Source organism: Streptomyces sp. NPDC058683 (assembly GCF_042716195.1).
Taxonomy (GTDB): Bacteria; Actinomycetota; Actinomycetes; order Streptomycetales; family Streptomycetaceae; genus Streptomyces.
Map to the genome: position 1 here is coordinate 12,247 of NZ_JBHXSK010000025.1, position 11,868 is coordinate 24,114.

10 protein-coding genes and 4 pseudogenes are annotated in these 11,868 nt (G+C 67.5%); 4 read left to right on the forward strand and 10 right to left on the reverse strand.

The annotated features are described in order from the left end of the window. Positions 1 to 290 precede the first annotated feature (290 nt). Both ACFWXC_RS26830 and ACFWXC_RS26835 read right to left on the reverse strand, forming a co-directional pair. A pseudogene (locus tag ACFWXC_RS26830) lies at positions 291 to 1,735 on the reverse strand (NF041680 family putative transposase). A 126-nt stretch (positions 1,736 to 1,861) separates the two neighbouring features. Then, positions 1,862 to 2,458 carry an HDIG domain-containing metalloprotein gene (locus ACFWXC_RS26835; protein WP_384482696.1) on the reverse strand — a complete coding sequence of 199 codons (597 nt, stop codon included), beginning with the start codon at positions 2,456 to 2,458 and terminating at the stop codon, positions 1,862 to 1,864. Between the two features lie 212 nt (positions 2,459 to 2,670). Between ACFWXC_RS26835 and ACFWXC_RS26840 the strand changes: the two are divergent. After that, positions 2,671 to 3,016, forward strand: a pseudogene (locus ACFWXC_RS26840) (hypothetical protein); the annotation flags it as partial. Here the strand turns inward: ACFWXC_RS26840 and ACFWXC_RS26845 are convergent. From ACFWXC_RS26845 to ACFWXC_RS26870, 6 genes and pseudogenes are all read right to left on the reverse strand, one after another. Beyond that, entirely contained in the window at positions 2,972 to 3,418 is a 447-nt protein-coding gene (locus ACFWXC_RS26845; protein WP_384482892.1) for a transposase, read from the reverse strand. The pseudogene ACFWXC_RS26840 and the gene ACFWXC_RS26845 sit on opposite strands and share 45 nt — an antisense overlap. Beyond that, positions 3,372 to 3,551 (reverse strand): annotated as a pseudogene (locus ACFWXC_RS26850) (transposase); the annotation flags it as partial. The pseudogene ACFWXC_RS26850 and the gene ACFWXC_RS26845, both read right to left, overlap by 47 nt. Before the next feature lie 288 nt (positions 3,552 to 3,839). Beyond that, positions 3,840 to 4,610: a phosphotransferase enzyme family protein gene (locus tag ACFWXC_RS26855; protein ID WP_384482697.1), complete on the reverse strand. Its 771-nt coding sequence runs from the start codon at positions 4,608 to 4,610 to the stop codon at positions 3,840 to 3,842. 5 nt (positions 4,611 to 4,615) lie between these two features. Then, positions 4,616 to 4,756, reverse strand: a complete 141-nt coding sequence (locus ACFWXC_RS26860; RefSeq protein WP_384482699.1) for a TetR family transcriptional regulator — start codon at positions 4,754 to 4,756, stop codon at positions 4,616 to 4,618. Between the two features lie 183 nt (positions 4,757 to 4,939). After that, positions 4,940 to 5,581, reverse strand: coding sequence for an FMN reductase (locus ACFWXC_RS26865; RefSeq protein ID WP_384482895.1), 642 nt, complete (start codon positions 5,579 to 5,581; stop codon positions 4,940 to 4,942). Between the two features lie 368 nt (positions 5,582 to 5,949). Continuing rightward, positions 5,950 to 6,417, reverse strand: a pseudogene (locus ACFWXC_RS26870) (MFS transporter); the annotation flags it as partial. Between the two features lie 79 nt (positions 6,418 to 6,496). Here ACFWXC_RS26870 and ACFWXC_RS26875 point away from each other — a divergent pair. From ACFWXC_RS26875 to ACFWXC_RS26885, 3 genes are all read left to right on the forward strand, one after another. After that, entirely contained in the window at positions 6,497 to 7,258 is a 762-nt protein-coding gene (locus tag ACFWXC_RS26875; protein ID WP_384482701.1) for a DeoR/GlpR family DNA-binding transcription regulator, read from the forward strand. Between the two features lie 7 nt (positions 7,259 to 7,265). Beyond that, entirely contained in the window at positions 7,266 to 7,433 is a 168-nt protein-coding gene (locus ACFWXC_RS26880; protein WP_384482703.1) for a hypothetical protein, read from the forward strand. A gap of 392 nt (positions 7,434 to 7,825) precedes the next feature. Then, the gene (locus ACFWXC_RS26885; RefSeq protein WP_384482704.1) at positions 7,826 to 9,157 is read left to right on the forward strand and encodes an MFS transporter; all 1,332 of its coding nucleotides are present in this window, start codon (positions 7,826 to 7,828) and stop codon (positions 9,155 to 9,157) included. Between the two features lie 312 nt (positions 9,158 to 9,469). Here the strand turns inward: ACFWXC_RS26885 and ACFWXC_RS26890 are convergent, their stop codons facing one another. Together ACFWXC_RS26890 and ACFWXC_RS26895 are read right to left on the reverse strand one after the other, a co-directional pair. Further along, positions 9,470 to 10,159 carry an HAD family hydrolase gene (locus tag ACFWXC_RS26890; RefSeq protein ID WP_384482706.1) on the reverse strand — a complete coding sequence of 230 codons (690 nt, stop codon included), beginning with the start codon at positions 10,157 to 10,159 and terminating at the stop codon, positions 9,470 to 9,472. 896 nt (positions 10,160 to 11,055) lie between these two features. Beyond that, positions 11,056 to 11,694, reverse strand: a complete 639-nt coding sequence (locus tag ACFWXC_RS26895) for a LysE family translocator (protein ID WP_384482708.1) — start codon at positions 11,692 to 11,694, stop codon at positions 11,056 to 11,058. Positions 11,695 to 11,868: the final 174 nt, after the last annotated feature.

Below are 11,868 nucleotides of genomic sequence, written 5' to 3' on the forward strand. Positions count from 1 at the left end.
CCGGACCGTCCGGGACCAGTGCCTTCCAGCGTGCGCAGGCGACGAGGCGGCGACCATGTCCGGACCGTACGTATCCATCGCGAGAGCTTGTTGCCAACGCACAACCATCCATCGGAGGGTGCGGACCACGACGTCGATGAGCGCGTCACTCACCATCAAAGGACCAGCTGGTGCTGTGTACGCGGCGGTACAGGCATGTCGACCAGGACACGTAAGGGGAGGCCATGAACCACGCGGATCGGCGTTCAAAGACTCGCTCACAGTAGGGCGGCGGAGTCTTAGCTTGTTCTTTATGGTCTGGCCTGGTCACGTTCGGCGATGGTCTCGGGCCGCTTGACCGTCTTGCCCACGTCGTAGCGGGTGGCGGGTGCCGGTTCTTCGAGCCGGGTGGTCGGCCCGGCCCTGGCCTTGATGGTTTGGGTGCACGGGCCGGGCAGGCGAGGTGCGGGCGGAGGTTCCTGAACCCCCGGCGGACCCGTGCGGGGGTGAGTCGGGCGGGCTCGGCTGGTTTCTCCCAAGGGCGGCGGAGGTCCGCGGCCAGCGGCCGGGCGAGGCGGAGTTGGGTGTGGGCGGCGACGACGAGCCATGTCCACCGGTCCGCCGCCTCGGGTGTGCGGAGCTTCGAGCGGGTCCAGCCCAGCGTCTGCTTGATCATCCGGAAGGTGTGCTCCAGGTCGAATCTGCGCAGGAACGCCTGCCAGCGCAGGTCGAGGTCTTCGCCTGCCGGGCCCGTGGCCGATGTCCACAGCCAGACGGGGAGCGGATCGTGGCCGCCGGGCAGGCGGTTGACCTCCAGGCGGATCAACGTACCTCCGATGACGGGGAGTTCGCCGGTGTGGTCGATCCACGCGGAGCGGGTGGTCAGACGAGGATGGATGCGGTCCCAGGCCATCGCGCGAGCGGTGCCGTAGCGTTCGGTGACCTGCACGGTCGCGGCATCGGGCTCGCCCCAGGTATCGGGCTTGGCGAAGCGGAAGTCCTTGCCGTGCTTTGGTGGGCGTCCGTCTTGGGGCGGTGAGATCCACGGCACTGGGACCGGCTTGCGCATGACGCGGTCCGTGCGCATCCGTCCGAGGATCTCCACTGGTAGTCCTTGGAGCAGATAGGCCATGCGCGGAGCGTCGTAGCCGGCGTCGAAGATGATCAGGATGTTGTGGTCGCCGTGCCGCCACCGACCCATGTCGATGAGGTCGGTGACCACGCGGCGGACCTGGGCCGTGGTGACCTCGGCGACATCGTCGGCCGGCCCCAGCCGCAGCGCGTCCAGGATCTGGCACCACGAGGTCCGGCCCGATTCGAGCGCGGCGACGAACGAGTAGGACCAGCCGGGCACGAACTGGTCCGACGAGCGTCCGCTGCGGCCGTAGACATGACAGAACAAGCGGTCCGGACTGGTCGGCGCGTCCTGCCGGAGCCAGTGGGTGACGTCCACTGCCAGGACCAGGCGTTCGTCGGCGGCCTTGGGCTGCGGCAGCCCGGCCAGCACCTGCCGCAGTTGCGGCACATCGACATTCCCGCTGTTCAGTGCGTCGTACATCGCGCCGTGCCCGCTCCTGTGCTCGGCCGTCAGTGTGAGGTCCACCGGTGTGGTCACCGGCCCGTCCGCGCACAGCAATGCGTCGGTCAGCTCGAACAGCGTGTGCCCGCGCACGGTCAGGCAGTCGAAGAAGTCGTCCCGGAAGTGTGATGCCACCGCGAACGCTTCACGCCGGACATCGTGATGCAGCAGGCTCATTCCTTCACGGCCTTCGTACTGGTCGAGTGCCTCTTTGGTCGGAGCACAGGATCAGACGGAGGCCGTGTTCACGCCCCCGGAATCCCCGTACGAGCGATCATGTTCGGGGCATCGTTCGACTCGACCTCAGGCTTGGCGGTGACCGAACTCATCTCTGATGGCCGTGAGGTCGGGTTCGCCGAACTGGACCTGCAGTCGGCGGAATGTGCGGACTTTGGCGCTTCCAAATCTCTGCAGGTACACGGTGTAGGAGCTGGCAGTGAGAAATTTCGGGGGTGTGGTCTTGCTGTGAAATTTGTCCGCGTACATCACCAGTTGCTCTTCCACGGTCACGGCCAAGTAGTCGGCTACAGGCAGATCCAGCCGCTGTTCACGGATGTCGTGCCCGGTGAGACCGACTCCTGTGTGGCAGGAGCAGAAGCGGCGGAGGCGCTCTGGGAAGCCCTCCTGGCGGAGGATCTCGTGGCCGAGGATTCCGTGGCGGATGTAGTTGCTGTGATCGAGACGTCCGGCATGGTCGTAGAGCCGGTAGACACCGATGTCGTGGAGCAGTGCGCCTGCACGCACAAGGGCAGTATCAAGCTGGAGGACAGTGCGAGCCATGAGTTGCTCTGCGATGCGGCAGATGATCTCGCAGTGCGTGTACACGAGGTCGAGAGCCTCACGCGTCGGTGCGTACTTCTCGTGCAGGGCACGCGTCTCTTGGACCGTCGGCAGGGTCACCGCGGCAGCGTAACAACCTTTCGCACAGCCGAATGAGCCGTTCATCCCACGAGTGAGGGCAACCTAAGCAGCTCACGCTGAAGGTTAAAGAGCAAGCTTAGAAGCTGTTGTCTTTCCGGACTTGAGGGCTGTGCTTCCGCTGGTCGGGCGTAGGGTCGGAGATCTCGTGGGAGCAGTGGCCTGTCGTGCCGTCGTTCCCCGGGAGGTCGTGGATGCCGTCGGTGGTTGGGCTGTCGGAACAGCGTGAGCTGGGTGCTCGCCGTCGTATGGACGAGCTGCGTGAGGAGGCCGATCGCATCCAGGCCGAGTTTGGCCGTGGCGGAGCTGGAATTGCAGGAGTGGGTGATCGCCCGCAGGCGGGTCGATACGGTGCTGGCTCCGGACAACAGCACCACCGCCGACACGGAAATCACCCCGGATGTGCGGGATGCGGACGCGCCGCAGGCGTCCCGGGATGTGGTGAAGCCGAAGTCGCAGGTGCCCATGTGGCGTGAGGGGCTGCCCTGGTCGGTGCTATCGGTGGACTACCAGCGCATCCTGCAGGCGCTCGCGGACCAGCTCCAGCCGGTGGTGCGCGTCGGCCACCTGCTCAAGCAGGACCCGGGCGGCGGCGCGGTCGCCGGTGTCCGCGGCGGTGACCGTCACCCCCAGCAGCAGGCCGAGCGTGTCGACCACGACGTGCCGCTTGCGGCCGTTGATCAGCTTGCCGCCGTCGAAGCCGCGGCTGTCGGACCCGACGACGGCGTCCGCCTTGACCGGCTGCGAGTCGATCACGCCAGCCGTCGGCTCCGCATTCCGCCCCTCCCTTTCGCGACCTTGGCGCGCAGCCGGTTGTGGAACTTCTTGACCATGCCTGGTTACGCCAGCGGCGGAAGAACGCGTACGCCCGGTCCCACGGCGGGAAGTCGGCGGACATGGCCCGCCACTTGGTGCCGTTGTCGACCATGTAGCGAATGGCATCGAGTATCGCCCGGTGGCAGTAGGCCTCCGGCTGGCCTCCCCGAGCGCGCATCCAGCCCGGCACCGGCAGCAACGGCCGGATGACGGCCCACTCCGTATCCGTCATGTCCGTCGGATAACGCGGCTGCCGCATCCCGTGGTCGGCGGCGTTTCCGAACCGGTGAGTCAGACAGTCACACTCCAGGGGGACCGAACGGGACTTGCCCGGCCATCGACACGGAACACTGCGGCACCAGGGCCTCCTGAACAGCTCGTTGATTCGACACCAACGAGCTGTTCTGGAGGTCCTGCCTCTATGCACCGAGAGCCCGCGACCACCCAACCGGGACTCCCGTTTGACAGCGGCCAGCAGGAATTCCCCAGGGGCGGCCGGGTATGGCCGCAGACGGCCAGAAGTGCAGGTCGGTGACGAGTGAACTGGCTACTCGAACAGATGCCGGTATGACCTGCTCCAGGCGATCCTGTTGTCGAGTTCAGCCAGAAGCCCGTCGGCCACCCAGGTGGCTTGGGGCTCATAACCCTGTTCGGCCAGCTGATGCACGAGGTCGGCGTTGTCCTGTTGTCTGCCAATAACGGCGCTGACGATCCCGGCGGTCGAGTCAAGGCCGTACGCGTTACAGAAAATCTCCAGCCGCCGACGGCGGTCGGGAGGCGCCGGGTAGCGCAGCCAGTGCAAGCACTCGGCGTCGTCGCGGAACGGGGCGACGTACTCCAGCGCGTAGGCCACGTCGTGCAGCCGCGGTGCCGGGCGGGCGAAGTCCCAGTCGATGATTCCCACCGGTTGGTCGCCCTGCCACACGACGTTCCAGGGGCCGAAGTCCCCATGGCAGACGACCTCGTGGTCAGCGGGACTGCCCGCGCCTGCGGACCAGGTCGCGCCCGGCGGGGGCGAGAAGCCAGCACAGGCGTCGTGGTAGTCATGCAGCAGCCGGGCGAAGTTCCTCAGGCCCTGGTCATCCACGACCTTGGCCCAGCCCGCAGCCCCGGAGTCACCCTCGATGAAGGTCAGAACTTCACGCCCTTCACCGTCGATTCCCAGGGGGCGGGGCGCATAGGCGAAGCCGACCTCCTCCAGGTGCCGCAGTAGCGCGTGGACGCTGGGTGTCCACAGCTGGACGGGCCTGCGGACAGTGTCACCGATCCGCACCACTCGACGATGGGCACCGTCCTGCATCACTTCCTCACTGGCCATCCGGTTCACGCTACCCAGCCGCCCGAGCTCGCGGCACCTCGACGCGCGACCGCGTCCATGGTGACGTGCTCGACTCCGTTCTGGGCCACCAGCCGGGCCGCGGCCTCCAGCAGGCGTGCGCGGTTGCGTACAGCGTCGGCACGCATCGGCCGGCCTGTCTGCGCGGACTGCCCGGTCGGCACGCCCACTTGCAGCGACGGAAGTTGCGCAGGCGCAGACGCTCGCCGGGGGAGCGGCACGGCTGGAGTCATGGCCTGTCCTCGACGTAGCGGTTCGGTGCAAGAAGACGGTCGCCCATCAGCCGCGATCCCTGTTCCCCATGATGCGTATCAGGAGGATCGCAGCGCGGACAGCTGCTGTGCGAACGGGACGACGGCGGTGTCGTCGGTCGCCGGCACCGCAGACTTCGCGCGCTGGCGCATCAGCCCGGCCAACTCGCCGCCCGCGCGCACGATCCGGCGGGGCAGCGTGTCGGTGAGGGGATCACCGTTACCGCCCCAGTCCTCGGAAGCCGCGTACACCGACGTGGGTACGACGACCGCGCGCAGGTAGGCGAAGAGCGGACGCAGCGCGTGCTCCAGGGCGAGCGAGTGCCGCGTCGTTCCGCCAGTTGCCGCGGCCAGTACGGCCTGGCCCGTGAGGGCGTCGTTGTCGATGACGTCGAAGAACGACTTGAAGAGTCCGCTGTAGGACGCCGAGAAGACCGGGGTGACGGCGATCGGGCCATCCGCGGAGGTGACAGTCTCGATGGCTTCGGCGAGGGCGGCGGAGGGGAAGCCGGTGACGAGGTTGTTGGCGATGTCGACTGCGAGGTCGCGCAGTTCGACGATGTGGATCTCCACCTCGCGTCCCGCGTCGGCGAGTTGCGTGCGGACCGATTCGGTCAGCCGGTCGGCCAGCAGCCGCGTGGAGGAGGGGACGCTCAGACCGGCCGACACGACGGCGAGGTGCAGCGGCTCGACGGTGTCCATGTTCACTTGGCCGCCTCCTCGGGCATCGTGGCGCGGCGGGTGAGCAGGGATGCGTGAGTGGGAGCGTCCGCAACGTCACTGGGGCGCCCGGAGTCGAACTCCTTGCGCAGTGTGGGGAGGACTTCCTCGCCGAGCAGGTCGAGCTGTTCGAGGACGGTCTTCAGCGGGAGTCCGGCCATGTCGATGTTGAACATCTGGCGCTGGTAGTGGCCGAAGTGGTCGCGGAAGGTCAGCGTTTTGCCGATGACCTCCTGCGGGCTGCCCACGGTGAGCGAGGTCTGCGCCATGAACTGCTCCATCGACGGACCGCCGCCTTTAGACGGGGGAGTGCAGCCGCCCTCGACACGCTCGTCGCTCATCAGATGGACGCCGCCGACGAAGAGCGAGGCGATGACGCCGCCGACGGAGAACATGGCGTGGAAGGCCGACATGACGGGCCGGTTGTACGCCTTCTTCATGTGCACGGCGTGGGCGTTCATGCTCACGTTCAGACAGCCGTCGGCGAAGCCGAAGACCAGCAGGGCGCCTGCCGGCGTCCCGGGATCAAGGGTCAGGCCGGGTAGCACCAGGGCCGCGCCGCACAGAACGCCGGTAGCGGGGATCACCACGCGGGCCCCGAGGCGGTCGGCCAGCCGCCTGGCCACCTGCATACCGATGAAGGCCCCGAGTCCAAGCAGCGCGAGCAGGCCCCCCAGCGTCGCGTGGCCGATGCCCACGCGCTCCTCGATGGTGGGGATGTGTACCACCCAGGTGCCCATCAGGGTGCCGCAGAGGATGAAGTGGACGAAGGTCGCCACACGGGCGGCTCGAAGCGAACGTTCCATGGTGACCACCATGTAACGACCATTATTTATGTGTGAAACTAGACCTAGTGAACGCGTTGAATGTTCATTTCGCGTGGTGTTCAATCGCGGTATGACCAACACAGACCGGCACGGACTGATCGCCCAGGCCGTCAGAGAGTCGGGCAGCACCACGGTCCAGGAACTCGCCGAGCTGACCGGCGCCTCGGAGATGACCATCCGGCGCGACCTCGACACGCTGGCCGCGCAAGGCGTTCTCGAACGCATCCGGGGCGGAGCGCGCACCCTGCTGCTCAGGGGCGAGGAGCCGCCCTTCGCGCTGCGCGCCCGCGACGCCGTAGACGCCAAGCGCCGGATCGCGGCCGAGGTGTCCGCACTCATCACCGACGGCGAGACCGTCCTCCTGGACAGCGGCACCACCTGCCTGGAGGTCGCCCGCCTCCTGCGTCAACGGCCGGTCACGGTGATGCCCCTGTCACTGCAGGCCATCCACCTACTCGGCGAGACGCCGGGCCCGACCACGCTGATGGTGCCCGGCGGACGGCCCCGCGCCGCCGAGGGGGCCCTCACCGGCCCTCTCACGCTCGCCTCCCTGTCGGCACTGCGCTTCGACACCGCGGTCATCGGCTGTTGCGGCCTGAGCGCAGCCGAGGGCCTGACCGCCTACGACCTCGATGACGCGGCGGTGAAGAAGGCAAGCATCGCCTCCGCACGCCGCATCCTCGCCGCTGCCGACGGCAGCAAGCTCGGCCACACCGCCCACGCCTACGTCGGCCCTTCCGTGCTCCTGCACACCCTCGTCACCGACTCCACGGCGCCCGCCGAAGAAGTCGCCGCGCTCGAAGGCACGGGTACCGTCGTCAAGACGGTCTGACGAGGGGTTGGTCGCGGAACCGCGCGTAACCGCCGTCGCGATCGAGACCCACGGCGAGTACACCACCACTCCTGAGCGGCTCGACCGGCCCATGAAGCTCATCGACCGCCCGGCGCCGACCATCAACCTCGACACCGGCAACAGCTACCTCAGCGGCAACGCCCCCCATGCGTGACTGGAGTCCATCGTCGACCGGGCCACCCGCCTGCACGCCAAGGACGTCTCACACGAGGGCGTCATCGACTGGGTGGTGCTACCGGGAGACAGCACCGGCCGGTGGACCGACTGGCCGTATCTGCACAATGCGCCGACCGACCGGCAGGATCACCGCGAAGGGTCGGTTCCGGTCGTGGAAGACCTGCTGGTCGGCCGGCCTCAACTCGGTCGCGGTAGCGCGGGGTTCGCTGGTGACAGGGCTGCGGTTGCAGCGAGGCAAGGCGCCGCTGGAGCCCTGGACACAGATGCCGTGGCCGCGTTCAAGGCGGCGGGCCGTCGCCCGCATCCGTCGGAAACATTCTTGGGTGAGGCGGGTACCGGAATGCCCGCAGGGAGGACATCAGCCGGCACATGAGCCAACATGACGACATCGGACAGCAGCCGGGTTCCGTCGAAGACGTGGTCCCGGGGGCCATGGTGGGCGAGCAGGCGGCACAGGACTCCGCACTCCGACTGGTGCTGGCCTCGCCCCTGTACCGCGGCGCGACCATCGCCCTGTTCCTGGCGGGGCTGGGGCAGTCTGCGGCCGCACCGCAGATCGCCCTGTTCCTGACCAAGGAGCTCGGCGGCTCGCTGACCACCGCCGGCCTGTTCTACCTCACCAGCCTGACCGCACCGGTGGCCGGCTACCTGGTCGGCGCGCGGTCGGACCGCACCGGGGGACGGCTGGGGTTGTTTCGCGCGTGCGCTGTCGCGGGCTTCCTGGGCTGGGCAGGCATCGCCTGCGCGACGCAGCTGTGGATGCCCTTCGTCATCAGCGCCGTCATCCTCGGCTTCGCCGGTGGCGCCGCCTCCCAGATCTTCGCCGCCATCCACGACGAGCTGAGCGTCCGTCCCGGCGTGGCCGGCGACGGGGTGGTCTCCGTCGTGCGGATGGCGCTGACGGCCGGCTGGATCGTCGGACCGTCCGCCGGAGCCATCCTCGCAGCCCGCTTTGGACTCAGGCCCATGCTGTTCGCCACCGCACTGTGCGCCCTGGTGCAGCTCGTCCCGCTGGGCGTGCTCCGGACGCCGTCGAAACCGGCGCCCGCGGGCCCGTCGCCGAAGACGGTGCGGCCGGATGCCCCCCTTCGGACGAAGGTGCGGACGATGCGACCGCTGCTGCTGTTCACGGCGCTGTATGTGTTCGTGTACGCCGGCGAGCCAGTCAAATACGCATATCTGCCGATCTATATGACCGAGCGCCTGCACTTCCCCTCCGGGTTCGAAGGCGCGATCATCGGCATCCAGCCGCTGGTGGAACTGGTGCTGATGCCGTTCGCTGTCCTGGCCGCCCGAAGAATCGGGATGATGCGGCTCATGGTCGTCGCGGCCGGCTTCGGCGTCGCCGCCAACATCTGCTTCGCCACCACCGGCAGTGCGCCCGGACTCTTCGCCGGGCAGATCCTCATGGGCGGGGTGTGGGGAGTCTTCGCGGCGCTCGGGATCATCATGGCCCAGCGCCTGCTCCCCAGCGCCGTGGCCACCGCCTCCGCGATCTTCATGAGCTCTACCGCGCTCAGCTCCGCGTTGGGAGGATCCGTTGGAGGACTGGGAGTCGCGGTGGTCGGTCTGCCCCACGTCTTCCTCATACCGGCCGCTTTCGCGCTCATCGCCGTCATCGGGCTCTCTCTGATGGACCGGTCCACCAGGAAGTCGCAGGCATCTTCCTCGGATCCGCCTAGTGATCAAAACCGGGCGTGATCGTTGCGGGACAGCCATTAACACGGCTTGAAATCCTCCTATGTTTGTAAGCACTTCTTTGGGTACCAGTGCACCAGCGTTTCGGGGCTCCACTGACGTACAAAGTTGATCTGCCTCCACCGGAATGACCAGACAGTTCAGGCCCGGGTCAGGAGGGCCCGTGCATCGCATCTTGCGGCGTGGTCGGATAGGGGATGACTTCGTTCCGGACTGGTAAGCGGGTACGTTTGCGCGGTATCGAGCCCGAGGACTGGACGGCGTTCGGTCGCCGGGCCCTCAACATCGCGCCGAAAGTCGCCCCGGTCGGGCACGTCAGAGGAGCTGGAGCACCTCGGCCAGCGCGCCGGGACGCTGGTCAACGGGCAAGGGATCGACCAGGTGGACCCGGCACCCCAGCGTGGCAGCGCCGACGTCCGCAACAGGCTCGTCTCCCACCATGAGTGCATCGCCGGGCGCCACTCCGAGCTTGTCGCACGCCATCTGGAAGATCCGGGGATCGGGCTTCCTCACCCCGCACTCGAAGGAGAGGAAGTAGGCGTCCACGAGGTCATCAACACCGTGGTCGCGGAAGACAGGGCGCATGTCCCAGCCGATGTTGCTGACGACAGCGACCGGGATGCCTCGCCCGCGCAGGGCGCGGAGGGTTTCCTCGGTGTCGGGATAAGGCAGCCATGCCCTGGACACTTGGGAACGTTCATACAGGGCCTCGGCCAGGTCAGCCGCAGGCAGCCTCGCTTCCCGGGTAAGGGCTGTGAAGGCAGCCCGGTGTCGTTCGGCGGTCAGATCGCGCTCCCGCCACAGTGCCTCCAGATGAGGCGGCACTGTGCGCGGAGGAACCCCTCCGGGCTGAGCCCCGAACTCTTCCAGCCGGCTGACGCACGCGTCGAGTTCAACCTCGGGCACGTCCAGACCGGCCTTCGTGGCCACGGCGCGCAGCCACTGCGCGGCCGATTCGATCCGGAAGAGGGTCCCGGAGAAGTCGAACAGCACACCCTTGACCATGCAGCCGATCCTGGCGGCGCAGACGAGCCGGCCGCAAGCCCAAGACGATCAAGATTCACCGGGCGGTCCGCGACCTGAGTCGAGCCGGGTCGGCAACCCTCCACGCACCTGTCGGGGGCGCGCTGGCGGAGGTCCACCGAGGCTTCAGAACCACCGTCAACACCCCCCACCCCGGCCAGCGGAACCACCCGATCGAAGTGGGGCCAAATCACCTTGCTACAGGGGCGTGAATCTCACCGCCACACGCCCCCTGCGACCCGCCACTGGGGCCAAAACAACTCCGTGCACTGGAGCCAAAACAAGTGCTTACAGACACCTCCTACTTGGTCCTCGACGCGGGGCTGATTCGGGGCACCGCATCCTGGGCTTCGCAATCCGGAGTCCGGTAGAAGCGCCTCAGCGGAGCCGGAAGAAGCCGCCGTAGCCACCCTGAGTGGGCGGCGGAGCAGGGAGCGGAGACGACGGCATCGAAATGGGGTGGCGGGGTTCGGTGCAGTCGTCCGTGCCCGGGATCGTGCGGCGCGTGTGGGAACCAGCCGTTGCCGAAACAGCCCCGCATCGGCGGGGACGACACTTGCTGACCTGAGCATTAGTGGCCGGTTTGCTGGTTCTTTGCCCGGGGCGTCCGCGCCTGGAGCGTCAAGTGCTGTTCCACGGCAGGACTGTAGCGGCTGTCTCTTCTTTGAGGGGTTGTCAGTGGGGTGTGGTTGGGTCTTCGGCTACTGGGTGTGGGGAGGGGGGAGGTCCTGGGGTGAGGGGAAGGCCGTTGGGTGGGGTGGATGATGGCCCTGCGGACGGACAAACTCGCCATCGCCTACCAGGCCGCACTCCGCGTCGCGTCCATTTTGATCTGGGTCCGGTGCTGAGCAGGTCGCTGGACCCTGACCTTCGGATCGTCAGTTGGTGAGTGCCAGCCTGATACCGAAGACGCCGATGACGGTGCCGGTGATCCGGTCGAGCAGGCGGCGGGCCTGGGGCTTGCGGAGCCAGCCTTGCAGGACGCGAGCGAAGCCGATGAGGACGGCAGACCAGAGCAGACCGATCACGATGTGCACTGTGGTGAGCAGGAGGCCCATGGTGAAGTGGTCGGCGCCTGGGGGGATGAACTGAGGCAGGACGGCGACGTAGAAGGCGCCCATCTTCGGGTTCAGGAGGTTGGTGAGCGTCCCCTGCCGCCAGCCGCCGCTGACCGAGTCCGCGCCGGCGGCCAGAAAAGTATCGTCCGCGTCTGCCGTGGGCAGCCCCCGGAAGCTGTCCCGGAGCATGCGAGCCCCCATCCAGATCAGGTAGGCGGCGCCGATCCAGCGCAACGCGGTGTAGGCGAGGTGGGAGGCCGTGAGAAGCGCGGTCACTCCGAGGGAGGTGAACGCACCCCACACCAGGGTGCCGGTCTGGATTCCGAGGACGACGCCCCAGGCTCTCCTGCGCCGGCCAAGGGCCGACGTGCGCAAGATCAGCGCCGTATCGAGTCCGGGAGTCAGAGTGAGAAGCCCTACAACGAGGGCGAAGGACCACAGGGCGGAGCTTATTGCCATGGAATGCCAGCCTACCCCGCCAGATCGCCTGCTCTGTTAGCAGGAACGGTGGATCTTGAGCCGGTCAGCTTCCACTCCAAAGAGACAGGCCCTAGTCGGCCCGGCGCCCGTTCCGCCATGCTGTGGGCGGTTGAGGCGACGACGGCCGGGTATCGGGTCGCCAGGTTGGTGGGC

Excerpts from the sequence above, each read along its gene's own strand:
- ACFWXC_RS26845 (WP_384482892.1), bottom strand. The coding sequence starts at position 3,418 with ATGCCATTCGCTACATGGTCGACAACGGCACCAAGTGGCGGGCCATGT.
- ACFWXC_RS26855 (WP_384482697.1), bottom strand. The coding sequence starts at position 4,610 with ATGGCCAGTGAGGAAGTGATGCAGGACGGTGCCCATCGTCGAGTGGTG.
- ACFWXC_RS26860 (WP_384482699.1), bottom strand. The coding sequence starts at position 4,756 with ATGCGTGCCGACGCTGTACGCAACCGCGCACGCCTGCTGGAGGCCGCG.
- ACFWXC_RS26865 (WP_384482895.1), bottom strand. The coding sequence starts at position 5,581 with ATGGACACCGTCGAGCCGCTGCACCTCGCCGTCGTGTCGGCCGGTCTG.
- ACFWXC_RS26875 (WP_384482701.1), top strand. The coding sequence starts at position 6,497 with ATGACCAACACAGACCGGCACGGACTGATCGCCCAGGCCGTCAGAGAG.
- ACFWXC_RS26885 (WP_384482704.1), top strand. The coding sequence starts at position 7,826 with ATGAGCCAACATGACGACATCGGACAGCAGCCGGGTTCCGTCGAAGAC.
- ACFWXC_RS26890 (WP_384482706.1), bottom strand. The coding sequence starts at position 10,159 with ATGGTCAAGGGTGTGCTGTTCGACTTCTCCGGGACCCTCTTCCGGATC.
- ACFWXC_RS26895 (WP_384482708.1), bottom strand. The coding sequence starts at position 11,694 with ATGGCAATAAGCTCCGCCCTGTGGTCCTTCGCCCTCGTTGTAGGGCTT.